The 22,899-nt window shown below is 44.0% G+C and carries 34 protein-coding genes; 22 read left to right on the top strand and 12 right to left on the bottom strand.

The genetic code is table 11. The annotated features are described in order from the left end of the window. Window positions 1-95: 95 nt before the first annotated feature. Entirely contained in the window at window positions 96-641 is a 546-nt protein-coding gene (locus ACXQIQ_RS07385; protein WP_458025987.1) for a YhcN/YlaJ family sporulation lipoprotein, read from the top strand. 51 nt (window positions 642-692) lie between these two features. Here the strand turns inward: ACXQIQ_RS07385 and ACXQIQ_RS07380 are convergent, their stop codons facing one another. Then, the gene (locus ACXQIQ_RS07380; RefSeq protein ID WP_439299409.1) at window positions 693-1,109 is read right to left on the bottom strand and encodes a DUF3888 domain-containing protein; all 417 of its coding nucleotides are present in this window, start codon (window positions 1,107-1,109) and stop codon (window positions 693-695) included. Between the two features lie 112 nt (window positions 1,110-1,221). Here ACXQIQ_RS07380 and ACXQIQ_RS07375 point away from each other — a divergent pair, with 112 nt between their 5' ends. Next, on the top strand, window positions 1,222-1,755 hold the full coding sequence (locus ACXQIQ_RS07375; RefSeq protein WP_439299410.1) for a hypothetical protein: 534 nt from the start codon (window positions 1,222-1,224) through the stop codon (window positions 1,753-1,755). 20 nt (window positions 1,756-1,775) lie between these two features. On the opposite strand, the gene ACXQIQ_RS07370 is transcribed toward ACXQIQ_RS07375, so the two are convergent. Next, window positions 1,776-2,069: a hypothetical protein gene (locus ACXQIQ_RS07370; protein WP_439299411.1), complete on the bottom strand. Its 294-nt coding sequence runs from the start codon at window positions 2,067-2,069 to the stop codon at window positions 1,776-1,778. A 69-nt stretch (window positions 2,070-2,138) separates the two neighbouring features. Between ACXQIQ_RS07370 and ACXQIQ_RS07365 the strand changes: the two genes are divergently transcribed. Continuing rightward, window positions 2,139-2,303 carry a hypothetical protein gene (locus ACXQIQ_RS07365; RefSeq protein ID WP_439299412.1) on the top strand — a complete coding sequence of 55 codons (165 nt, stop codon included), beginning with the start codon at window positions 2,139-2,141 and terminating at the stop codon, window positions 2,301-2,303. Here ACXQIQ_RS07365 and ACXQIQ_RS07360 read toward each other — a convergent pair. After that, entirely contained in the window at window positions 2,300-2,488 is a 189-nt protein-coding gene (locus tag ACXQIQ_RS07360) for a hypothetical protein (protein WP_439299413.1), read from the bottom strand. The two genes, ACXQIQ_RS07365 and ACXQIQ_RS07360, sit on opposite strands and share 4 nt — an antisense overlap. A 157-nt stretch (window positions 2,489-2,645) precedes the next feature. On the opposite strand from ACXQIQ_RS07360, the gene ACXQIQ_RS07355 reads away from it, so the two are divergent. After that, a complete protein-coding gene (locus tag ACXQIQ_RS07355) occupies window positions 2,646-3,470 on the top strand; it encodes an MBL fold metallo-hydrolase (protein WP_439299414.1) in 825 nt (274 codons plus the stop codon). Between the two features lie 164 nt (window positions 3,471-3,634). Here ACXQIQ_RS07355 and ACXQIQ_RS07350 read toward each other — a convergent pair whose 3' ends face one another. After that, a complete protein-coding gene (locus ACXQIQ_RS07350; protein WP_439299415.1) occupies window positions 3,635-5,188 on the bottom strand; it encodes an alkaline phosphatase family protein in 1,554 nt (517 codons plus the stop codon). Between the two features lie 168 nt (window positions 5,189-5,356). Here ACXQIQ_RS07350 and ACXQIQ_RS07345 point away from each other — a divergent pair, with 168 nt between their 5' ends. The 5 genes from ACXQIQ_RS07345 (at window position 5,357) to ACXQIQ_RS07325 (ending at window position 8,686) form a co-directional block, all read left to right on the top strand. After that, a complete protein-coding gene (locus ACXQIQ_RS07345; RefSeq protein WP_439299416.1) occupies window positions 5,357-5,827 on the top strand; it encodes a hypothetical protein in 471 nt (156 codons plus the stop codon). Between the two features lie 153 nt (window positions 5,828-5,980). Then, window positions 5,981-6,424: a FixH family protein gene (locus ACXQIQ_RS07340; RefSeq protein WP_439299417.1), complete on the top strand. Its 444-nt coding sequence runs from the start codon at window positions 5,981-5,983 to the stop codon at window positions 6,422-6,424. A gap of 89 nt (window positions 6,425-6,513) precedes the next feature. Next, on the top strand, window positions 6,514-7,104 hold the full coding sequence (locus ACXQIQ_RS07335) for an SCO family protein (RefSeq protein WP_439299418.1): 591 nt from the start codon (window positions 6,514-6,516) through the stop codon (window positions 7,102-7,104). A gap of 23 nt (window positions 7,105-7,127) precedes the next feature. Beyond that, window positions 7,128-8,045 (top strand): cytochrome c oxidase assembly factor CtaG, encoded by a 918-nt coding sequence (ctaG, locus tag ACXQIQ_RS07330; protein ID WP_439299419.1) that lies wholly within the window; start codon window positions 7,128-7,130, stop codon window positions 8,043-8,045. Window positions 8,046-8,161: 116 nt separating this feature from the next. Beyond that, a complete protein-coding gene (locus ACXQIQ_RS07325; protein WP_439299420.1) occupies window positions 8,162-8,686 on the top strand; it encodes a GNAT family N-acetyltransferase in 525 nt (174 codons plus the stop codon). 135 nt (window positions 8,687-8,821) lie between these two features. On the opposite strand, the gene ACXQIQ_RS07320 is transcribed toward ACXQIQ_RS07325, so the two are convergent. Next, window positions 8,822-9,352 (bottom strand): hypothetical protein, encoded by a 531-nt coding sequence (locus tag ACXQIQ_RS07320; protein WP_439299421.1) that lies wholly within the window; start codon window positions 9,350-9,352, stop codon window positions 8,822-8,824. Between the two features lie 138 nt (window positions 9,353-9,490). On the opposite strand from ACXQIQ_RS07320, the gene ACXQIQ_RS07315 reads away from it, so the two are divergent. The 5 genes from ACXQIQ_RS07315 (at window position 9,491) to ACXQIQ_RS07295 (ending at window position 12,206) form a co-directional block, all read left to right on the top strand. Further along, a complete protein-coding gene (locus tag ACXQIQ_RS07315; RefSeq protein ID WP_439299422.1) occupies window positions 9,491-10,339 on the top strand; it encodes a DUF1206 domain-containing protein in 849 nt (282 codons plus the stop codon). Between the two features lie 108 nt (window positions 10,340-10,447). Further along, entirely contained in the window at window positions 10,448-11,002 is a 555-nt protein-coding gene (locus tag ACXQIQ_RS07310) for a DJ-1/PfpI family protein (protein ID WP_439299423.1), read from the top strand. 26 nt (window positions 11,003-11,028) lie between these two features. Further along, window positions 11,029-11,196, top strand: coding sequence for a hypothetical protein (locus ACXQIQ_RS07305; RefSeq protein ID WP_439299424.1), 168 nt, complete (start codon window positions 11,029-11,031; stop codon window positions 11,194-11,196). Window positions 11,197-11,279: 83 nt separating this feature from the next. Further along, window positions 11,280-11,732: a hypothetical protein gene (locus ACXQIQ_RS07300; RefSeq protein ID WP_439299425.1), complete on the top strand. Its 453-nt coding sequence runs from the start codon at window positions 11,280-11,282 to the stop codon at window positions 11,730-11,732. A 66-nt stretch (window positions 11,733-11,798) separates the two neighbouring features. Then, the gene (locus ACXQIQ_RS07295; RefSeq protein ID WP_439299426.1) at window positions 11,799-12,206 is read left to right on the top strand and encodes a hypothetical protein; all 408 of its coding nucleotides are present in this window, start codon (window positions 11,799-11,801) and stop codon (window positions 12,204-12,206) included. 37 nt (window positions 12,207-12,243) lie between these two features. Here ACXQIQ_RS07295 and ACXQIQ_RS07290 read toward each other — a convergent pair whose 3' ends face one another. The 3 genes from ACXQIQ_RS07290 to ACXQIQ_RS07280 are packed head-to-tail and all read right to left on the bottom strand — an operon-like array spanning window position 12,244 to window position 13,518. Then, entirely contained in the window at window positions 12,244-12,567 is a 324-nt protein-coding gene (locus ACXQIQ_RS07290) for a hypothetical protein (RefSeq protein WP_439299427.1), read from the bottom strand. Window positions 12,568-12,597: 30 nt separating this feature from the next. Beyond that, a complete protein-coding gene (locus ACXQIQ_RS07285; RefSeq protein ID WP_439299428.1) occupies window positions 12,598-13,050 on the bottom strand; it encodes a hypothetical protein in 453 nt (150 codons plus the stop codon). Window positions 13,051-13,065: 15 nt separating this feature from the next. Further along, window positions 13,066-13,518 carry a PH domain-containing protein gene (locus ACXQIQ_RS07280; RefSeq protein ID WP_439299429.1) on the bottom strand — a complete coding sequence of 151 codons (453 nt, stop codon included), beginning with the start codon at window positions 13,516-13,518 and terminating at the stop codon, window positions 13,066-13,068. A 211-nt stretch (window positions 13,519-13,729) separates the two neighbouring features. Between ACXQIQ_RS07280 and ACXQIQ_RS07275 the strand changes: the two genes are divergently transcribed. Together ACXQIQ_RS07275 and ACXQIQ_RS07270 are read left to right on the top strand one after the other, a co-directional pair. Further along, window positions 13,730-14,392 (top strand): peroxiredoxin, encoded by a 663-nt coding sequence (locus ACXQIQ_RS07275; RefSeq protein WP_439299430.1) that lies wholly within the window; start codon window positions 13,730-13,732, stop codon window positions 14,390-14,392. A 148-nt stretch (window positions 14,393-14,540) separates the two neighbouring features. Then, window positions 14,541-15,368, top strand: coding sequence for a DUF4397 domain-containing protein (locus ACXQIQ_RS07270; protein WP_439299431.1), 828 nt, complete (start codon window positions 14,541-14,543; stop codon window positions 15,366-15,368). A 710-nt stretch (window positions 15,369-16,078) separates the two neighbouring features. Here the strand turns inward: ACXQIQ_RS07270 and ACXQIQ_RS07265 are convergent. Together ACXQIQ_RS07265 and blaOXA are read right to left on the bottom strand one after the other, a co-directional pair. Then, on the bottom strand, window positions 16,079-16,429 hold the full coding sequence (locus tag ACXQIQ_RS07265; RefSeq protein WP_439299432.1) for a VOC family protein: 351 nt from the start codon (window positions 16,427-16,429) through the stop codon (window positions 16,079-16,081). Between the two features lie 31 nt (window positions 16,430-16,460). After that, on the bottom strand, window positions 16,461-17,270 hold the full coding sequence (gene blaOXA / locus ACXQIQ_RS07260; RefSeq protein WP_439299433.1) for a class D beta-lactamase: 810 nt from the start codon (window positions 17,268-17,270) through the stop codon (window positions 16,461-16,463). Between the two features lie 173 nt (window positions 17,271-17,443). On the opposite strand from blaOXA, the gene ACXQIQ_RS07255 reads away from it, so the two are divergent. After that, the gene (locus tag ACXQIQ_RS07255) at window positions 17,444-17,614 is read left to right on the top strand and encodes a hypothetical protein (RefSeq protein ID WP_439299434.1); all 171 of its coding nucleotides are present in this window, start codon (window positions 17,444-17,446) and stop codon (window positions 17,612-17,614) included. A gap of 46 nt (window positions 17,615-17,660) precedes the next feature. Here ACXQIQ_RS07255 and ACXQIQ_RS07250 read toward each other — a convergent pair whose 3' ends face one another. Continuing rightward, window positions 17,661-18,704, bottom strand: coding sequence for a DUF2332 domain-containing protein (locus ACXQIQ_RS07250; protein ID WP_439301917.1), 1,044 nt, complete (start codon window positions 18,702-18,704; stop codon window positions 17,661-17,663). Window positions 18,705-18,921: 217 nt separating this feature from the next. Here ACXQIQ_RS07250 and ACXQIQ_RS07245 point away from each other — a divergent pair, with 217 nt between their 5' ends. Next, on the top strand, window positions 18,922-19,494 hold the full coding sequence (locus tag ACXQIQ_RS07245) for a DedA family protein (RefSeq protein WP_439299435.1): 573 nt from the start codon (window positions 18,922-18,924) through the stop codon (window positions 19,492-19,494). Between the two features lie 29 nt (window positions 19,495-19,523). Here the strand turns inward: ACXQIQ_RS07245 and glsA are convergent, their stop codons facing one another. Further along, complete coding sequence (gene glsA, locus ACXQIQ_RS07240) at window positions 19,524-20,477, bottom strand: glutaminase A (RefSeq protein ID WP_439299436.1); 954 nt, start codon at window positions 20,475-20,477, stop codon at window positions 19,524-19,526. A 223-nt stretch (window positions 20,478-20,700) separates the two neighbouring features. On the opposite strand from glsA, the gene ACXQIQ_RS07235 reads away from it, so the two are divergent. The 4 genes from ACXQIQ_RS07235 to ACXQIQ_RS07220 are packed head-to-tail and all read left to right on the top strand — an operon-like array spanning window position 20,701 to window position 22,889. Further along, window positions 20,701-21,183: a hypothetical protein gene (locus ACXQIQ_RS07235; protein ID WP_439299437.1), complete on the top strand. Its 483-nt coding sequence runs from the start codon at window positions 20,701-20,703 to the stop codon at window positions 21,181-21,183. A gap of 15 nt (window positions 21,184-21,198) precedes the next feature. Further along, a complete protein-coding gene (locus tag ACXQIQ_RS07230; RefSeq protein WP_439299438.1) occupies window positions 21,199-21,909 on the top strand; it encodes a class I SAM-dependent methyltransferase in 711 nt (236 codons plus the stop codon). A gap of 1 nt (window position 21,910) precedes the next feature. Beyond that, window positions 21,911-22,408: a GNAT family N-acetyltransferase gene (locus ACXQIQ_RS07225; protein ID WP_439299439.1), complete on the top strand. Its 498-nt coding sequence runs from the start codon at window positions 21,911-21,913 to the stop codon at window positions 22,406-22,408. A 13-nt stretch (window positions 22,409-22,421) separates the two neighbouring features. Then, window positions 22,422-22,889, top strand: coding sequence for an 8-oxo-dGTP diphosphatase (locus ACXQIQ_RS07220; protein ID WP_439299440.1), 468 nt, complete (start codon window positions 22,422-22,424; stop codon window positions 22,887-22,889). Window positions 22,890-22,899 lie beyond the last annotated feature (10 nt).

Below are 22,899 nucleotides of genomic sequence, written 5' to 3'. Positions count from 1 at the left end.
CCGTTAACGGAGGTCGGTTCATACCTCAGATACGCATGTATAAATTTCCTTCCGATGAAGAAACATATAATCGATTTTAAGTATAAGGAGGAATCATGATGGAATTTTGGAAAAAATGGAGTCGCAACACGAAGTTTATGGTTCTTGCAGGTGTGCTTCTCGTTTCTTTAGTCGCATGTAACATGGACGAAGACAATGGTGAAGATGGAATGAACGAAGATGGCGCTGAAATCGAGAACATCAATGAGGATGGCGGCATCATCAGAGACGACGATCGTGACCGTAACATGAACGGAAACAACCGTTTTGAAATCGCGGACAAGGCAGCTGAAAAAATTGCGAACATGCCTGAAGTAGAAGATGCAAATGTTTTCGTAACCGATGAAGGTGCGTATGTGGCTGCTGAATTGAAGACAGGTATGAAGACGGAAGGCAAAGCGACACGTGATTTGGAGCGTAAAATTTCCAAGCATGTGAAAGCGACAGACCCGGATATCGACAACGTCTACGTTTCAACGAATCCTGAGTTCGTCGATCGTGCTGGAACTTACGCAGAGCGCGTAGAGGAAGGTGAGCCGATTGAAGGAATGTTTGAAGAATTCAACGAAACGGTTCGTCGTATATTCCCTAACGCTCGATAAGAAATCGCTTGTAAAAAGGGTGTCCTGATGACTCAGGGCACCCTGTTTTCTTTATAGTTGGACACCTTTCAGGTGAGGTGGGATTTCGTACGTTTCTAGGTGTTTGTACTTGATGAGCTTCGCATGTCCAGGTTGGATGTCGTAGGTCAGTTCGTCTTTCCCTACTGAATTGTGAGCACCGATGACGGGTGTGACTTCCATGACGACCGTGAAGCGGAAAGACCGGTGGCCTTGCGTCCGTTTCGCTTGCTTTATGTACACTTCATACGGATAAACCAGCGGATCATCCTTCAGCAAAATGGAATAATACTCGTTTACGTGCTTTTGGATATCATCGGATAAAAGTGAAATGAAGAGGTCGTGGTAGAGCTCTTCTGTTGATTTTTCAGGTGGGACGGGCAGGTTGTTTGCATGGACTGTGCTGAAGGGTGCAAGCACTAATACTGCAATGAGAATGAGACGTTTCATATTATCCAACTCCTTTTCAGGCTTCGTCTTAATGTGCCATTCAGAGAGTTTTATTATGAATGATGGAGTGGGGATCTTGGAAAAATAGCTGAAAAGGATATAGGAGAAGAGTATGAGGATACTGATAGTTATTGTCTTAGTGATGATTTTTGTAAAAGAAGATGCTTTAGCAGAAAATATGAAAGAGATTCAAAAACATAATGAAGAGATGATTTTTGATATAGGCTATAAACCCTTTGAACAAGCGCTAGAAGAATGTGAAAAGCATTTTGGGAAGAGCATCGAACTACCTTATAAGGTACCACCGATTCCGTTTACTTTTATGGTAGGGCGATGTAATGATTCGGATGGAGAAGTAAATGACAACTTTGAAGTCGATGTTACAAATTTTCAACAACCAAAAAATCATTATAATATTCAGATGAGGCAAATCAAACACGGGATTTCTATGATGAACCATAGACCAGAGAAGGTTTTCACGCTTGATAACGGCAATAAGGCAGAGTATTTCACAAAACCTTTGAATGGTGCGAATATGTTGGTTTTTGAGCGAGACGGATGGCAGTATATTTTATCAATAGACAAAAGAGTAATTGAAACGGTTCCTCCGGAAACATTGGTGGAAATTGCAAATGCGTTCAGATGAGATTGAGGAGCTGACCTATTCTAGGGAAGCTCTTTTTTTAGTTTTGTTTTCTCACTAACCGACCGGACGATGAGAGTGATGATGAACCAGAGAAAGCCTGAACCGATGAACATAAACCCTAACATGCCATAAAAAATACCGTCGATCCCGTGGTGAAGATGGCTAAGAAGGAATGTTCCAAAGCCAGCAGTCACAAGCACTGCGCCAACAAAATCAGCATACTTTCTCTCTCGAAGTTGCTTGAAGCTTTGAATGATAAGAAAAGCAATAAGACCGGTTCCGAAAATCAATAATATTATTTTTTCAATATCCATAGGTCACCTCTTTTCACCCCAAGAATATGGTAAGCTTTTACATGGAAATCTCTGAAAGGAGTTTATGTCGTGTTCAAAAACAAATGGTACATACTTTATTTCTTTATTTTGGCGATTGTATCTTGGTTTACGGCTGAGGTCGTAACGTTCATCATGTTAGGACTGATTCTGATTACGCTAGAGAACATTCATACAACACTTAAAAAAGCGTTCAATATGCGTGATGAAGATTAACTTCTGATGATGTGGCTGATTCTTTTTACATAATGGACGATAAGATATCCGATTGCGAACAGTAAAAACAAGAGTGAGCTGTACATGATGTATGGAAGTGTTGCTGGAAAGCGTTCTGTTAGGATGGCGAGTGAAAACATTGTCAGCAATAGGATGGATAAGACGTGCATCATTTTTGTAAACATCGAAATCTCCTCCGAATGATTGATAGTTCTATTTTACACGAAATGGAAAATGAATCTACATCAAAAGTTGTAGATTTGTTCAATCAGAGGAAGGTGTTGCCAATGGAAGTATTGCGCTATGATGAAATCAGACTTAGATGACAAGGGAGAGAAGACGATGAGTAAATACATATGTACGACGTGTGGGGTTCAATATCCTGAAAGTGATTACGCGCCAAAGAGCTGCTCGATTTGTAATGAGGAGCGGCAGTATGTCAATCCTGATGGGCAGGAATGGACGACGCTCGGTGAGATGAAGGAAAGCGGAAGATATGAGAATTCGATAGTAAAAGAGGAAGAAGGACTGTACAGCATCAAGACGACACCACAGTTCGGAATTGGTCAGACAGCTTATCTTGTGCAGAAAAACGGGTTCAATATTTTGTGGGATTGTATGACATACTTAGATGGAAAAACGATTGAGCAGATCAAAGAGCTCGGCGGCATTGATGCGATTGCGATGTCCCATCCGCATTATTATTCAACGATTGCGCACTGGGCAGAAACATTTGATGCTCCGGTATATATCCATGGAGATGATAAAGAGTGGGTGATGGAGCCGAGTGAGCGGATCGAGTTTTGGTCAGGGGAGCAGTTAGAGCTTGAAGCGGGCATCACGTTGCACCGATTGGGTGGTCACTTTGCTGGAGGTGCTGTGTTGCACTGGTCTGGCGGCAAGGAAGGACAAGGCATCTTGTTGACGGGTGACATCATCCAGGTCGTTGCCGACCAAGAGTGGGTGAGCTTCATGTACAGCTATCCTAACCTTATTCCATTGCCAGCAAGCAAAGTAGCGGACATCGCTTGCCGCGTCGAGCCTTTGTCGTTTGACCGCGTCTACAACGCTTTCCATAAGATCGTCCGGGAGAATGCAAACGAAGCCGTGCAACGATCAGCGAAGCGCTACATCGACGCCCTCGAAGGCAGGCTTTTCAATACTTAACGGTACCAGGTACCGTTTTCAATCCCCTGTGGCGCAAGAGTTCATTGGAAGTGCCAGGCACCATTCTCAACCCGTTGTGGCTCAAGGGTTTCTGAATGGTGCCTGGCACTGTTTTCAATCCCTTGGGACACAAGGGTTCTTTCATAGTACCTGGCACGCTACCTCTACCTAACTAACTCCAGTATCCAACTTTTGAGGTCGACGAGGCGGTTGGTAGCTGGGCGGACGTCGGTTCCGGTGACGATCATCGGTGTGATCGAGTCATCTCGATGGAGGGAGCCGTGGCTAGCTCCACCCGGATGTGTCGGAGAGTGTTCGGTAGCGAACTCAAACCCCGGCTTCGCGTCCAAAATCAGATAGCGACCTTCATGGGAATGAAGAGCACCGTTCAACCTTGACAAGGCATCGGGATAATCCCCGCAACGAATCGTCCTATCATCCTCGATAAAGAGATCCAGCACCGTAGCATCTCCGTCCAAGCTCCACGATTTCCCGTACTCATCCACCAGATCTCCTCCAGGCTGGAACTGCATGCGTTTCGTTCCAGAAACCACATGATTCACGTCATCTTCTTTCCAGGCAATCCACCCAATCCGGTCATCTGTACTCACCATTGAAAAGACATCTTTATACGCGAGACTGTCATCCATCAAATAAACATACGCCATCCGTTCATTCAATGCGAAGACGAGTTGATCATCGGCAGCAGGGCGCTTCGTTCCGACATCCACCTGGTAATGGTCGGTAAGAGAAGCGAGCCGAATCAATGAATCCTCATCTTTATCCTTCACGCGTGCTTGACCGCTGTCTCCGAGCACAATCCACACCGCCTGCTCTTTCGCTTCCTCCCACGATCCGTATGCATCTAACAATTTCCCAATCTCTTTGTCGACTTGCTCTACGCCTTTCAAATCCATCCGTCCTTTTTTATGGACAGACTTATCGAGGTCAGACATATACACGAGCGAAAAGGCGGGCATCTTATCCTTCAAAATCAAATGCTTCATTTCTTGGATCGCAAATGAATCATTCATCCCGAACGCTTGCCAAGCGGTCCCTTTCATCTGGTTCTTCGGATTGTAGCGGGACAAGCTCCCGAGCACAAACAGTTCAGGTCCTTTAATCTCCAGGTTTTTCGGTAAAAAGTTCAAACCGGAAATCGCCCTCGGGACGGTCAAGTGCTGTTCAACATCTCCACGGAAGATCATCCCGTTGATGGAAGCGGACGAAAGACCATCCTTATAAAGGGCTTCATGGACCGTCTCTACTTTTTCGCTTAAATGATCGTGATTCATCTGATAGACACCGTCAAAAAGAACTTTCTTCGTACCGAGGCGCATGATTTCTCCTCGTGCACTTCCGTAATTGATGACCCGTTGTTCTGCCTCATCGTACCAGACCAGTCCTGGCAAGCGATGTTCATCCGAATACGTCCCGGTCAACAAGGTGCTGTCGATCGTGACGGACATCGTAGGATACGAGCTGACCATCTCAGGATAATACAGTCCTTTTTCCATTAAAAACTGGAGGGCGGGAGCGCGGCCTTCCGAAATGGCTGCTCGCAGAGGTTCATCCATCAAGGAATCCACGATAAGCAACACGACAGGCTTTGAAACTTTTAGCGTCGAACGGTCTTCCAACCCCTTCGCGTCGGTGGCAAAACCAAACCAATACAATGCGATCAACAATAGTAAAAGTACAATGAAAACTGCTAACATTTTTCGCATCACCTTAAATCATCCTCTGAAATGTAAACTCCTGGTTAGTATGTGGGGTGGAGGTTCAATTTAAACAGGCTGTCTAGGTGTCTGTGGAATTATTGCGCAGATGGACCGGGTTGGACATATGATGATGGTGAATTGAATTCTAACGGAGAGGTGTCAAGCATGTTCAAAAAGAAAAAGCCGAAGCCGAAAGGGTCATGGGGAAGCCCTTACGAGATGGAGACGGAACAGTACCAGATGGATGAATCGATGTCCTACCATATGCAAGAAGAGATGCCTTACCATATGGAAGGCATGCCGATGCCCTATCATATGGAAGGGCAGAGTCCTTTTGATTGGGGTGGGCCGAACCCGCATCACATGGGCGGTCACAACCCGCACTACATGGGATATATGCCGTACCAAATGGAAAAAGATATGCACCACCATTCTCACCACCATCACTTGAAGCATGAAACGTTGATGAAGGTCGACAAGTGGGTGGATTACGGCATGAAGGAAGCGAAGAAAACGTCTTACAAGCATGCCATGACAGAAGTGGCGGCGATCAGTTACCTGCTAGGGAAGGGTGTCCCTCCCCAAATGGCGTACAAAATGGTCGAGTCGTGGGAGACGAACGAGAAATTTTACTAGGGGACGGGAAGGATACTGTTTGAACCTGAACAGTGTCCTTTTTAACTGTCAAGAAACCTTCACAGAACCACCGCGATATCACCTTGTTCGTTTATGAATTTTTTTATACGGTTAAAATGAACCTAATTATACCGATTGAAAGGACGTACATATATGAAAAAATTCAAGTTATTTCTACCGATGTTTGTATTAATGCTTGTCCTGGCTGCTTGTGGGGATCAAGGAAATCACGACGGTCATTCAGAAGACGAAAGTCATGGCGAGCATGGAGAAGATATGGGCGGTTCCATGGAAGCTCTTGAAGTGAAGCTTGATGGACCGGAAGAAGTGAAGCAAGGGGATTCCGTCACGTTCAAAGCGATGGTCACACAAGGGGAAGAACATGTTGCCGATGCAGATGAAGTGATGTTCGAGATCTGGAAAGAGGGCGCGAAGGACGAAAGCAAGATGATCGAAGCGAGCAACGAGGGGGGAGGCATGTACTCGATCGAAACGACGTTCGATGAAGAAGGGACGTTCTTCGTACAGTCCCATGTCACCGCCCGAAGCATGCATACAATGCCGAAACAGCAAGTAACCGTGACGAAATCGGAATAAACTGTCACTGCTTTGTACCATTCGGGACTTGAATCGACCTTCATCACCTATGTACAATGGCAGTAGTGGAGTTAGAGAGGAGCTTTACTTTGAAAAAAATACTTTCTATACTTAGCATCCTTTTTGTCCTCACGCTCCTTTCCGCTTGCGGACAAAATATGGACAAGCCGGATGATTACGATTTTGAAGTACAATCCTTTACTTATACGAACCAGGATGGCGAATCGGTCAGTCTGGAAGATTTGAAAGGCAAGGTATGGATTGCCGATTTCATTTTCACAAATTGTGAAACGGTCTGCCCGCCGATGACGAATCACATGGCGAGCCTTCAGGAGAACATGAAGAAGGAAGGTCTTGAGAACGTTGAGATCGTTTCGTTCAGTGTCGACCCAGGCGTAGATTCACCCGAAGTGTTGAAGGAATTCGGTCAGAAGTTCGATGCTGACTTCTCCAACTGGCATTTCTTGACGGGCTATGAGCAGTCTGAGATTGAAGCGTTCGCAAAAGATAGCTTCAAGACGATTGTGCAGAAACCGAAAGACGATGACCAGGTCACACACGGGACGGCGTTCTATCTCGTCGATCAGGAAGGCATTGTCCGTACACGTTACGACGGGGTGAACCGTTCGAACGAAGATGACGAAGAGGTCATCAACGATATTAAAGCACTTCAACAATAAGTGCGAAATGAGAAGGTGTTACTATGTGGGATCAAATCACAACCAACTTCAGCTTCAGCCAGTTGTGGAGCCCGATTTTCCTAGCGGGAACCCTCATTGTCATATTGCTATACATCCTATATACGGGACCATGGCGGCATAAGATTGCTGGTGCAGAACCTGTTGATTGGAAAAAGAAAACCTCCTTTGTGGCAGGAGCGCTGACGTTCTACGTCGGATTCGGAGGTCCGCTTTATCTGATCTCCCACTTGATGTTCAGCATCCACATGGTGCAAATGTCAGTCTGTTTCTTATTGGTGCCGCCGTTGCTGTTGTACGGGACACCGGGATGGATGCTTCGTCCATTCGTGAAACATGGCGGGTTCTTGCGACCGTTGGCGTTCTTGACGAAGCCGCTTGTGGCGTTGGTGCTGTTCAACATGATGTTCTCGTTCTACCATTTCCCGATCGTTTTTGATTACTTAATGACGAACTACGTGGAACATATCCTGTTCCTCGCGGTGTTGTTCGTTGCCGCGGTCATCATGTGGTGGCCGATGATCTGTCCGATTCCGGAATGGGATACGATGTCCGGTTTGAAAAAAGTCGCGTACATCTTCGGGAACGGGGTCTTGCTGACGCCAGCATGTGCGCTGATCATCTTCTCAGACTCCATGTTGTATGAAACATACAGCAACCCGGCGACATGGTCGTATGCTTTGGGGCTTTGCTTGCAGCTGGGTGGACCGGTTTCACCAGAGTTGTACAGCCAGTTCGTGCCGATGGCACCGCTTGAAGATCAGAAGCTTGGCGGTATCATCATGAAGGTCATGCAGGAGATCATCTATGGATCTGTCCTAGGCTACGTGTTCTTCCAATGGGTGCGCACAGAACGCTCGAAGGACGACGAAGAGATCAACCGCCTGCTATCTGCAACACGACCAGCAACACGGTTGGAATAAAGAAGAAGAAGTGATTTCGGTGCCAGGTACCGTTTTGAACTCCTTGTGCAACAAGGGTTCCTAAACAGTACCTGGCACTTCCATTTGGCACTTCCATTTGAGAGAGGATGTTGGAGATGTATACGATTCGGGCTGAGCAGCCGTCTGATGTTGAGAAGATTAGAGAAGTGAACGATTCGGCTTTCGAGCAGGAGAACGAAGGCAAGTTGATCGCGAAACTCCGCGAGTCGGAGGCGTTTGTTGAAGAGTTGTCTCTTGTAGCAGAGACAGAGCAACAAGAGATCATCGGGCATATTCTTTTCAGCCGCATCAGGATTGAGACAGAGAGCGGGATGGTGGATTCACATTCACTGGCACTCGCTCCAATGGCGGTCAAACCCGAGAGTCAGAACAAGGGAATCGGCTCTGCGCTTGTACGTGAAGGATTGAAGAGAGCTGAGGAAATTGGCTACGAGTCGGTCGTTGTGCTCGGTCATCCGACGTACTACCCTAAGTTCGGATTCATCCCGGCAAGTGAAAAAGGCATCAAACCGCCGTTTGATGTTTCCGATGAAGTGTTTATGGTGTTGGAGCTTGATCCAGGAGCGTTGGATGAAGTGGAAGGCACCGTCCGCTACCCGGATGCTTTTTTGGAAGTTTAGAATAAGGAAAGGAGTGAGTGGATCACTCTTTTTTTACATTATAGGTAGTAAGATAGGACCGAATAGCCGAACCTAACCTCTTTTTGGCAAGACAAATCTCAAAAATCGAGAAACACGATAAATGAGAGTACTAATTTAGAGTGATTTCTTCCTTTTTCGCATCACAATAACCCCAACAACAGCTCCACCTAACAAAATCAGCCAGAAAATAGCCGGGAACACCCGATTTTGCACGAGATCCTTATGCAAAAGACCGTTGAACTGAATATATTCTGGTGAGAGGATGACAGAATGCTTCACTGAGACCATCCCTTGAGAACCGCCTACGGATGTCAAAAACCCGGTAAGTTCATTTTCCTCCAAAAACAATAAGAAACGTCCCTCATTCTTTTGGAAATTTTCCATAGAGGGTACATCATACATTTCAATGCCAGCTGTGATCACTTTCGGAATGTCTTCCCCTTTGATCACCTTCTCCACCTCGAATGGATATCCGCGAAAAACGAAATTTGATACGGGCTCTTTGTCCAGTTGTAATTTCCCTAAAACGATCACATCTGCTTTTTCAAAAATTTCTTCAGGTGACAACTGCTCTCGTGTAGACGTTTGACCTTCCACAGTTACAAAAAGCAAAAGTATACAGGCAAGGAACAGAATTCTGTACATGAGCCCCCCTCCTCGAATTGTTATCTACACCTTCGTTACATACATCTGAATTCCTTTTCTCCTATAATAAGTTTCTTTTTCAAAGTTTCAGGGAATCTTGTAAGCACTGCTGATTGATAAACGAAGGGAGCAATATGTATGATGGATTCGGTTCTAGATAAAGTCAAAACAAGCCGTAAAGCGAGGCAAGCCCAAAACGATGTGAAGCCATGGATCCGGTGGTTCGCGCGATTCGGCTATTTCTCAAAAGGATCGGTATATATCCTCATAGGTGTCTTATCCATGCTGGCCGCCGCAGGTGTCGGTGGTAAAACGACGGATTCATCTGGTGCATTTGCTTCAGTTGCAAGCAAACCATTCGGGGAAGTTCTTCTCTGGATCGTAGGTGTAGGACTCATCGGATACGTTTGTTGGCGCTTGATCCAGACATTCTGGGACCCAGAAAATAAAGGAAATAGCTTGAAAGGTATCGGAGCAAGGATTGGATATCTCATCAGTGGCATCATCTACGGTGGTTTGGCGCTTAAAGCATTTAAAGTGGCGATGCATGCTGGAAGCTCGGGGGATTCCAAACAGACTTGGACGGCAAAATTGATGAGTCAGCCCTTCGGCGTATGGATGGTCGGTATCATCGGTGTCATCATCATCGGTTTCGGTGTAAAGCAGATGATTAGAGGCTACCGTGAGGAATTTACGAAAAGGTTCAAAACGAGTGAAATGAGCTCACACGAATTAAGAGTAGGGAAGAAAATCGGTAAGATCGGTTTGATTGCCCGAGGCATCACGTTTGCCATCATCGGCTATTTCCTCATTCAAACGGCATTGACGACTGATACCGATAAAGTGATTGGACTGGATGGCGCACTTGCGAAAATCGCCCAGCAACCGTTCGGGCAATTCATGCTTGGAGCAGTTGCCATCGGACTCTTCCTCTATGGAGTCTTCCAGCTCCTCAAAGGGAAAAACCGTCATATGGGACTTTACTAAACGGAAACGGCTCGTGGTTACGAGTCGTTTTTTTAATGGAGAATAAGCCCAAACTGCGAATTCATTATGGTAAAATTAGGATAATGAAGTTTCAAAGGTGGTAGGTAAATGAACAACTCTAAAAAGGTAGGAATTCTACTTTACCCAAGATTCAGTGAGTATGAATTGTCGGTCCTTCTTTCTGTTATTAAGCAAGGTGGGAAACAGCCGATTTATATTGGATTAAATCATGAGGTTGTTATAGGAGAAGCTGGATTACCTTGTGTACCTGAAACGACCATTAGAGAGGTTGACGTTCAAACACTTGATGGTGTCGTTCTACCTGGAGTGGATGATTTTGAACACTTAGTTGACCACAACGTTTTGTCTGACTTTTTAAGAAAGATAGATAATCAAAAGAGAATTATAGCTGCCATCTCCAGTGCACCGTATTTGTTGTCTATGAGTGGCATACTGGGTGATAAAAAATATACTACTGGATTAACAAGGGAACAAAGAGAGTTTCTGGGCACGTTTGATGGAACGAACTATGTCGATTTGCCAGTAGTTGTAGATGATTATATCGTTACCGCAAGAGGGTCAGCTTTCATAGATTTTGCCTTTAAGTTCGGAGACTTATTACATCTTCAATATAACAAGGCCTGGTATGAATTAAAATCATAATCAAACGAGTAAACAAGGAGATAGAGATGCACATACATAAGAAAGGATTACGTATTGCAATAGGATTTTTCATAGGATGGACCATTGCGAGCTTTTTCATGTTCGAGGAAATCAGATGGGAAAACATCATGATTGGTTTGATTGGTGCTTTGTTCATACTCATGATTAGTTTATTCAGATTTGATAGGAACTAAGAAGTTAGGTAAGGAAAAAGAGAAATAGGTATGTTGCTTAGAAGATTTTTCACTTTAAATGACAACAACTAGGAGAGAATTTTATGTGGAAATTCTTAATCATTCTATTATTTGCATTACCCATCATCGGACTTTACTTTTCAATAAAGAAATCTCAATCTGAACAAAGGCCAGGGTTTCATCAATTCTCAATGGATGAATTGGATGAAAAAGTTCGCAAACGGTTTTTAATGATGATGAAGGTAAACAAATACTTCTTGAACGATGAGAAACAATTATCATGCTTTATGTTTTCTTATGAAATGACACCTTATATTTTCATTGGGAAGAAGCATACAGACAACAAAGCAATTATGATACATAAAGGGGAGTCCCAATTCTTTAAAGGGATCACACTCCATTATTCATATACAGAAGAAACTCAGAAAGAACCTTTAATAATCGGGGACAAATCCTTTACATACACCATTGTAAGGGCCGACAATTGCATGCTTAACGGAGACAATATAGAGGTACAATTAAAAGAAGTCATATAATGGTGCGGCTCAAAAACAAGATTAAAAATGGTATAATAAGCAGGAAAAGAGAAGGGAGGAGTGAATATGGAGAATACGTTAAACCAAATCCTAAGTGAAATCAAAGGCATGAAAACGGATATAAGTGATATGAAAACAGAAATCTCTGGAATGAAAACAGACATCTGTGATATAAAAACAGATATTTGTGGTATGAAAACAGACATCAGTGGCATGAAAACAGATAATTCTGGTATGAAAACAGACATCAGTGATATGAAAACAGATATTTCTGATATGAAAACAGACATCAGCGACTTGAAGCAAGGCCAACGAAGGTTAGAAGAAAGCCAAGAAAAGATGCAAAAGAATATTATCGAGAGTTTAGGTGGATTCACGGATAGAATTATGGATCATGTTGATGACAAAACGGGAGCTTTAAACAAAAGAGTGTACAAAGTTGAATCCGATATTGAAAGGTTAAGCAGACAGTAATGGACTACACGAGACCAGAACTGGCTGCTTATTTATTTTATCCAACGTTCGTCCTATTCTTCGTAAAATGATAGATTCCCAATACCAAGCACACCATACTGAACGCCCAGGTTACACCCGATACCCCGAGTTGAAGTGATATCTCTTCAGATGCCATTGGATGTGTCACATCATATTGAAAAATCTCTACCATAAACCGGCCAGCAAGAGACAGTAACAATAGGGATAAAATAGTCAAAGCAAACCCTGCGTGATGTTTTTTCTGTCTGAGCCAGAAAAGAATTGTGAAGAAGAACGTTATCCCTATAACAATCGTCATTCCTCCTGAAATCATAGAAAGTGCTTCTTGTTCTAACGGCATGCCTTACAACTCCTCAAACTTGATTTTTACTTAATTTAAATGAATCACCCAAAATTCCCGATCCATCATTACAAGGTCATATGGGGATTGGATATCCTTCCATTTAACTTGTTTCTTACTGTTTATTGCTCGATGCTCATCTCCACTAACACACGTAAAAATCTCAACAATTCCACTGTCATGAAGTGCTTCATCTAAATAGCAATAAAGAATATGAAGACATTTTTCCTCATTAGGATGTCCGGTTTCTGAACCTTTCAAGGGCATGAAGTTATGGCTTGTGTCTACTTGATATTCAAAACTGAAATGAGGACTGAAAGAAATCCTCTTCTTTGACCTGTTTTCAATATTATCTTCAAAGTACAAATGTGTGAAATCCAGTTCATTACGAAAAACATTTGGTCGTTCAAGTGATACGGGAGTTAACCCGTATGAGCCTACAGGTAGTTTAATAGGTGAGGCAATATACCAATATTGGGTCATCCCTTGTAATCCTTTCTATCCTAAATCAAATCCTTCAACTTTCGCATTCGGACACCGTTTAAACAGCTCTCCTACAAACCGTTCTTTCTGTTTCGGCGAGATTTTGACGCTTCCCATCCATCCGGATTTGTATGAGATATCAATGGCATCCTTAGAAGTTAGGATTCTGTATCCGACTATAATCTGACTTGTTGGCGCAATTCTAGTAATCTCTTCATATGGAATTTTGCTTCGAATCGGCCCACTTATAACAAGTAGATGGTTGTCCAATAAGGTGTAAGAGGTGGAAAACATAAGCCAGAGCAAGGAACCGATGACGCCGATCACGATGGATAGAGAAACAATTATTTCGATAGCTGTGAGGCTCTCTTCCAAAAAAAGAGGAATGAGAAAGACGCCTAGAATCATAATGATTGTCCCACCGATTATGGATAGAAACGTCCCGTCATACTTTGTCTCGAATCTCATAATCTCCCTCCTAATCCTTCAGTCTCATTATATGAAAAATATTCCAGTAGGGGAAGGGACTTTATTGTTTTGAGAACCACCACTACAGACTTATTCACCCTATATGTGAAAACGGACACCATTAAAAAAGAACTAGATTTCTGCAATTCTGTTATTACATAACTTGAGTGGGTACACCTAAACCATACGAAGCTTAAGGAGGGAATTCAGAATGGAAGGTGTAAAAGAAGAAGTCGAGCAGGTGTCGTTGCCTCGAATTGGATCGACTGCTCCTGACTTTTCAGCAAATACGACTCAAGGGGAGATTCGATTATCGGATTATAAAGGAAAATGGGTGGTGATGTTCTCTCACCCAGCTGACTTTACTCCAGTATGTACAACAGAGTTTGTCGCGTTCCAAGAAATCTTTAGTGAATTAGAAGATTTGAACACGGAACTAATTGGTCTAAGTGTAGACAGTATTTCTTCTCACCTTGCATGGATACGGAACATTGAAAAGAATTTTAATACGTCAATTGAATTTCCAGTAATAGCAGATCTTGATCGCAATGTTTCAACGAAGTACGGAATGATCATGCCGGAAGAAAGCTCCACCGAAACGACAAGAGCTGTATTTGTCATAGACCCCGAACAGACAGTGAAATCCATCATCTATTATCCATTAACCACTGGTCGGAATATGCAAGAAATTCTTCGGCTGGTCAAGGCGCTTCAAAAAACCGAAGAGGAAAAGGTACCTACCCCTGCAAATTGGCAGCCAGGTGAAAATGTTCTTGTCCCGCCACCGAAAACGCAGCAAGAGGCTGAAGAAAGATCACAGGATGATAGCCTGGAATGCATCGATTGGTATCTTTGTAAAAAGAAAGCCGAATAAATATATGAAGCATGTCGTTCGAAAGAGCGACATGTTTTTTTATCTTTTAATGCAATACATGCTTATCAAACACGCACCAAATAGTTCTCTTTTTCAAAAAAATGAATAGGTTTATGATGGGAGATTTTTAGATAAAAGGAGGCTGCCGATGAATTATTATGACAACTGCGATCAACTGGCATGGCAGGCTATAAAATACGATATGCTTTCCAACTATTACAAATACTGCGATCCGCAAAAACACATCTACTACTATAAAAAACATCTGGCGTGTATGCAGAGATGGGTCATGTATGAGCGGGGAGAAGGCAATGGGATGGGTATGGGCAATGCTATGGGCAATGGCATGGGAATGGGCATGCCGAACAGCATGGGCATGGGAAGTATGGGGAATATGGGTATGGCGAAGGTCCGGGTCCTTCACGCGTCACCGGATGCCCCTGCCGTGGATGTGTACGTGAATGGCCAACAAATCCTGGAGAACATCTCCTATCAACAGAAGAGCGAGTATATAAGCGTACCTGGAGGTCAATATCAGATTGAAATCTATCCCGCTGGTAAAATGAATCAACCCGTGCTCAGCCAGATGGTGATGGTGGAACCTGGCAAGATGTACACGGTCGCTGCAGCAGACACATTGGAAAACCTGCGCTTGATTGCTGTGTTAGACAGTGACAACGTTTCACCTGGTCAATCCAAAGTTAGGGTCTGGCACTTATCTCCGAATGCCCCGGCTGTCGATATCGCAGTCAAAGGTGGGGACGTACTTTTCCGAAATGTCCCATTCGGAAAGGCGACTCGCTATCTGACGTTACCACCGACCACGTCAGACTTAGAAGTTCGTATCGCTGGTACCGAGCAACCGGTGTTGACCATTCCGGAAGTGACGCTTGAGCCGAATCAAGTCTATACGGCAACGGCGGTCGGTTTGGCGGGAGAAGATCCTCCGCTTGAAGCCGTCTTCTTACAACCATAAACAAGAAAACAGGCAGATGAGCTTAACGGGTTCTGATACCTGTCACAAAACCGTAATTTACTTAAGAAATTGCATATGGAAATGCATAGATAATTTCACTGTATTTCATATCGTATAAGATAAAAAATAAGCCGAACTTTCAATCCATTACGGATCGATGTGCGGCTATTATTTTATTCCAGTTTTTTAAACTAAAGCGCTCGATAATTAATGAAGAATGACTAATTCATAAATCTAACGGACATTGAGGACCTTATTTCTATAACTTATTCATTTTCACTAAACTTAACGGACATATGATACCTTATTTGGTTCAAAATCATCAAAAACAATATACTTTTTAAAAAATAGCGCATCTGATGTCCGTTTGCACACCGAAATTGGCGTTTTTGTCACACATAACGGATCTGATGTCCGTTAAACCCTATCTCCCACCTTCAACAATCCTGTCCTTTTGTTGAATAACAATAAGTTTAAAATCTTGATTACCTACCGCATTCTAACAAAAACAATTAATAGTAAAATGCAGGTCAATTTGCAAACATACAGGGGATTCTGTAAGGTTACAAATTGTTCTATTTGAGCAATAATCCTTATTTATCAACAAAAATAGTGCCTCAAATTGCTATGCAATTCGGGGCACATTTTAGTCAACATATTTATTGTTTGTGATAGATAACCGAACCGGTTAAGATGAGCTGCCTGTTTTTTTACATATGAGTAAGGATATTAATCAGTTTGTCGAATGGGTCCCGGACGAAGAACCGTCGCACGCCCCAAGGTTCTTCTACAGGTCCATATTCTATTTCAAAACCTGCTTCCTTCATGACCCGATACGCCTCATCCAAATCGTCAACTTCAATCGACAGATCCGGTGTCGGTGTGCCTGAACCACCCTGCGATGCAAAGCTCACTTGAACTTTTGATGTTCCCTCTGATCCATATGTGACCATCCAACCATGGTTCATCAACTCTTCAAGTCCGAGAACATCCTGATAAAAGCGTTTCGCCTTCTCGATTTCAGTGGTATCAATATTTGAGACAATCCTTAATACTTTCATATCCAATCTCACTCCCATAACTTCAAGATTTTCATTCATCAGCTATGATGTTTCGGTCTCTTAAAATGTCATAGGTAATGTTCGTAGCAGTCGTACCAGATGAACTGACGTTGGTGACGAAGATATATGCTCCCTTCTCGTTCTCAACGAAACCGACGAACCATCCTAGTCCGTAGTCCGACAAACGAGTCCCGGTTTTTCCGTATACGATGTAATCGTCGTTTTCTTTATGAATCATCATCCGTTTGACGGTTTTCATACTTTTTTCAGAGAAAGGGAGGTCCTCTTCAAATAGCTTTTCCATAAAATCGGCTTGTGCAAGTGGTGTGATTTCCAGTGTATTATCGAGCCAGAATCGGTCGATACCTCCTGAGAGATCTTGATTACCATAAGAAAGATCGTTCACCCATGTTTGCATCCGCTCATGCCCGATTTCTCTCGCCATCTCCTGGTAATACCAGATGACAGAGTATCGTATGCCAGAACCAAGAGTGTGATCATCATTCCAGATGTCAAATTCCCGTTCAACACCATCCCAACGTTTCACATCATACTCATCTCGGACGACTCCTACCTCTAAGCCAATTAATGCGTTTGGCACTTTAAAGGTCGATTCTGGTGTGAAAGAGGCATTCGCCCGTTCAGGGTTATAGACGTAGGTCTTGTCTCGCTTGAGATCCTTTAGAATGAAAGTTCCTTCATGTTCACCGAATGCGTCACTAACATCAATCTCTTTCATTTTCCCATTTCCATGTTTCTCACCATCCGCATTTGTACCTACTGACCATCCCACCATACTAAAAAGTAAAAAGGTTACTGTAAACCAGATTATTTTCTTCATGAGAATCGCCTCCTTTACTCATCTTAAACGTTGGTAAAGAGATGAGGAAAAGGCAAAATCCCTATTTTATAAATAGTGTGAATGTCTTATTTTCCCTTATTGATTAATACCATCTCATCAATGCACATACACTTAGAAACGTTCACAACTTATCATCCAAGGGGAGGACTCACATGCCTTTTTTCGGTTGGCTGCTACTTGTTTTCGGCTTGCTGATGTTATTCGGCTATATCTATGACAAGCGGGCAAAACGAAGAATTGACGAGAGAAAACTGAACGAGAACCTCAAAAACAACAGAGCCTACTACAATAAGGACAGAAACGATTTTAACAACTTCTTCTAGATGGGAAAAAGAGCGATTACGAATGTCAGTAATCGCTCTACTTTAGTTATTTCACTACTGAAGCCTCGAGGTTCCACTCGAACCATCTTCCGTGTCCGTCGGTTTTTCCGATCGTGTTGGTGTATTCTTTTCCATCCAAGTAAAAATCAAGGTGCAGCTCACGGTCCCACATGTTGTTGTACAAATGGAAGACGTCCCGTGTCTGCCCGAGTGTTTTGATTGTAGACGACAGCTCATGCTTCAGCTCTTCAGGGATTTGGTTGGCGACATGGGTGTGGAAGATGCAGATCGGTGTATCTTCCGGAAGGGTTTCCACGATTTCAGGCAACAACCTGACACCGTCGCCTTCGATCAATTTCGCCGGTTCCTCGTTGAATCGTTTAGCCGCTTTTTCAAACAATTCGAGACGCTCTCCATGCTCCGGCCAGATGAGTGACTTCAGCCACAGGAAATCGTCCTCATCACTCAGGTCACTGATATGGAGATCCAATCCGATTTTCGAAGCGACGGGAGGACTCTCTTTTTGGAAAGTCGGTGTATGCGCACTTCTGATTTCGGATGTGATATGTACAGGTGAATACGGGTCACCATACACTTCGTCTGTACCATAGGAATATTGATACTTGTCCCATAAAAGCTGCAAGCCAGCACTGGACCCGATTTCAATGAGCGAAAGGGGCTTCTGGACTTTATTGTGGATATAGCAGAATATCGGATAAAGGTACGCACACCGGCGGACCTCATTCGTCTGCACGAGTCTGGTTTGTAAAATTGGAAGGATCTCTTCACGATGCATCAGACAGAAGTCCTTGAAATGGTCAAACGCTTCCTCAGGTGCTTTAGGATCATCTGTTACGCTCGGGTAATAAGCGCGTAATGGATGATCTTTTCCTTTTAACAGTAGATAGTGGACGGCACCTAAGAACAGGTTCGGCACTGGCTGACCTTCTTGTGCGTGTGTACATATTTCTAGCAAATCGTCATCTTCTGCAATCTGGTAGGATAAGTGCTCATATAAATCACTCGATCCACTGCATTCCAGTTTTGCGAAGTTGATAAATCGTTCGGATAATTGGGTTGTATTCATGATAGACCTCCTCGTTTGCACTCGTTTTTTCCACACGTTCTACTTTACACATTCCCCTCACAATCTCCTTCCCAGAAAAAGTGAACGAGCAGGAGATCCTGCTCGTTCGCCACAAATTTTCCAGTAATATTACCGGTCCGTAATGTTTAAATCCCATCAGAACGGTGAAAAAGGAAACTACAGCTGTAGGAAAAAGTCTAAAACGAAAGAGGACAAGCGTATGTTTCAAATGGTGATAGATTTGATAAAAGAATATGGTGTTTGGGGATTACTGTTAAGTGTCGCATTGGAAGCCTCATCTGTACCTTTCCCAGGAGGGCTGGTTACGCTGACCTTCGGTTATTTCCTGGATCCGTCATGGACGAAGCTATTCACATACTCGTTAATGGCAAGTGCCGTGTACACGTTGTTCAGCTTCATCCCTTATGGAATCGGGCATAAGCTTGAGGACAAGTTGAAGGAAAAGACAAACACGAACAAGATTGAAAAAGCACAGCGTTGGTTCAAGAAATGTGGAAGCTGGAGCATAGCCTTAACGCGACCGCTTGGACTCGGAAACTATGTGTCTTACATTGCCGGCGTCAGTAAGGTGAACGTATGGAAGTTCGGGATCCTCACCTTCATTGGAATCTTTCCGTGGACGATGACGATGCTCTGGTTGGGAAGTACAGGAAACTTGAAATCCATCAAAGGGTTTCTCGATGAAATTCAACTATATGGGTTCGTCGCACTTGGACTGGCTGTACTGATCTATTTTGTGTACAGACAGCGGAAAGCCCATCAGACAGGATAAAAAAAGATTGACCTCGATACCATTCGAGGTCAATCTTTTTGTTGTCGTATGACAGAGAAGATATTCAGTTCCAGCTGTCGCGAAATGCGTTGAAGCAATTCACCACCCGCAGTACTGTTCCCTTTTTCATTGATGGCGGGACCAATGATGCCGATACCGTACCGACCTGGGACGGAACCGACGATGCAGCCACTGACGCCACTTTTGACGGGGAATCCGACTTCGACAGCGTACTTTCCAGCTTCATTATACATACCCGATGTCATCATGATCGCTTCAATCGTATTGATGTGATGCATTGGAATGAGTTGCTTCCCGGTTCTGAGGCAAAGGCCGCCATTCGCGAAAAACACGCCGATCTTCGCAATATCGGTCGTCGTTACCTCGATGGAGTTGATCCGGAAGTACAGGTCCAGTGATTCCTCGATATCGTGAGCAATCGCTCCGGTACTTTTCATGAAGTAGGCAAGGGAACGGTTTCGATCTCCCTTCCGCTTCTCCGATTCGTACACTTCTTGGTTCATTTTCAAGGAATTGTTATGCGTGATTTGTCTCAAGCGTTTGAGCACACGGTTGAATCTTTCGTCCGTGTCCTTTCCTTTGATCATCGCTGCAACGGCAATTGCACCTGCATTGACCATCGGATTGAATGGTTTACTTACGTCATGGGACTCGAGGTGGCTGATGGAGTTGTAAAAGTCGCCCATCGGTTCCATGCCGACATTCTGAAAGACTTCTTCCTTCCCAAAGTCATCGAGTGCCATCATCAGACTCACGATTTTGGAAGCACTCTGGAGCGTGAAGCGTAGATCCGTGTCACCCGCAGAGTAGACCTGATCGTTCATGTCGATGATGCACACCCCGAGTTTGTTCTGATCTACCGCATCTTGCCCCGGTATATCTTTCACGACTTCTCCTTCTCGTGAATAAGGCTTGCATTCCGTCACAAGTTCATCCAGAAACTCATTCGTCAATTTCTTCATATGTTAACACCCCAATCGAATTGCACTCCTAAACAGTAGCTTTCCACTTCCTAGGGAATTTGAAACTAAGATGGTGCCAGGTACCGATGGGAATCCGTTGCAGGGCAACGGTTCTCGATCGGTACCTGGCACTGTTTCAGTTTTCCAGTAATTTTTGTATTTTGCTAGGAATTCGACACCCATGTACAGAAGTATTGTAGGCGCAGAAAAAGAGGTGTGGAACATGAAAGATTACAAGGCTCCTGTTTGGCTTGCGGTACTTGTATTTGTAGTTGTTTACACAGCAGATTGGTACGTGAACCAAGTCAATCGAGCGGACTTCAATGAAGTGGTTGCACAATATGTATCCAATGATGCAATCATCCATCAGGAGACTTTCGAACAATACGGATTTGTGACGTACTCCAAGGGGGATGAGCTGTATCTTGTCAGTTTTGAAAGAAAACTCGGTTTATGGAACCTCTTAAGAGGTACTGAAATAAAAGATGATGGGTGGGGCTTTTTCACTGTTGGACCGGAATGGTTCTATACGGGTATTGTAATTGAGCCTGATGTTGAAGAGATTCTCATTGGTGAACAGCCAGCTCAATTTTATAATAGCGAAGGGAATTTCAAATATTTTATCCACCTTGAACCCAACGGCTACAACTATCCCATCAAAGCTGTGAAAGAAGACGGATCTACCTACTGGATCAAGGAAAAATAGGATGGAGGATTAGAGATGAAGACCGAAACCATACATAATACGGAAGATGTGCTGAAGATGCTCGACTCGATGCTGCGTGACGAGGCAGCATTTTGGGATTCATTTTACGAAGATCGGAAGAAGGAGATCCCATTCTTCGTCAATGTGCCGGATGAGAACCTCGTCGAGTATTTCGAAAAAGGATGGGCAAAACCGGGACGCGTGCTAGAGTTAGGATGTGGTCCTGGTCGCAACTCGGTCTACTTCGCAGAGCAAGGGTGTGAGGTGGATGCAATCGACTTATCGATAGAAGCGCTCCAATGGGCGAAGGAAAGAGCGGACGAAAAGCAGGTCCAGATCAACTTCATGAACGGAAGCCTCTATGAGCTGGAAGTGGAGGAAGCCAGTTATGATATCATTTATGATTCCGGCTGTTTCCATCACATTCCGCCTCACCGTCGGATGACGTTTGTGAACCTCATCCAGAGAGCGTTGAAGCCAGGCGGTCTTTTTGTCATCACCTGTTTTGCGGCAGGGGACATGGGCTCAGAAATCTCGGACTGGGAAGTGTATCGTCAAGGCAGCATGAAGGGCGGGCTCGGGTATACCGATGAGAAGCTGAAGGAGATCTTCAATGCTTTCAAACCAGTGGAGATGCGAAAAATGAAAGACATTCAACAGCCCGCGGACACGTTCGGCGTTCCGTTTTTATGGGTCGGATTGTTCCAGAAAGAGGATGAAGCATGAGATGAAGATTCGCCAGATCAAGGAGTCTGATGCCAAAGCATTCCTTAAGCTTCTTAAACAATTGGATGGCGAGACCGAGTTCATGCTTTTTGAAGACGGAGAGCGGACAACGACGATCAATGAGCAAGCTTCCAAGATTAAATCCATTACCCATGACCCGCATTCGACCATTTTTGTCGTTGAAAAAGAAGCCCGACTCATCGGATTCCTCGGAGCGATGGGAAATGCGCAAAACCGAAGGCGTCATAGCATTCATATTGCAATCGGGATCTTACAACAGTGGGTCGGACAGGGCATCGGCAGAAAGCTTTTTGAGGAAGTGGAACGATGGGCGAAGCAAAATGGAATGCATCGACTCGAGTTGACGGTGATGGTCCATAACGAAGCAGGGATCGCATTATATAATAAAGCAGGCTATGAAATTGAAGGGGTCAAGCGTCATTCCATGCAAGTGAATGGTACTTACATTGATGAATATTACATGGCGAAACTGATTTAAAGGTGGAGAGAGCATGACGGTCAACTATAAAATATGGACATTTTGTATGATTCAGGACGGAGACAAGATCTTGCTGATCGACCGACAGAAAGAAGTATTCAAAGGTTTCATTCCGCCTGGAGGCAGTGTGGAATTCCCAGAGTCCATCATGGACTGTGCCATACGTGAAGTGAAGGAAGAAACTGGACTGACGGTGCGCAACCTGGAGTTCAAAGGGCTGAATGAATACGTGAATCCTACGACGAATGCTCGTTATATGATCTTCAATTACTTGACGAAAGACTTTGAAGGCGAACTGCTGGAGAATCCACCGGAAGGGAAACTTTACTGGGTGCCGATTGATGAAGCCCTTCAACTTCCGATGCAAAAGTCGTTCAAGCGGAGGTTCCCGCTGTTTTTTGAAGATGGGACCTTTGAAATACATGTCGTCTGGGACAACGTGCAGAACGAGGAAGAAGAGGTGACGATTAATCGAACATGAATGATAGGTT

This window comes from Pseudalkalibacillus sp. Hm43, assembly GCF_054170705.1.
The sequence above is the reverse complement of the archived record's forward strand: the minus strand, read 5'-3'. Positions and strand labels throughout refer to the sequence as shown.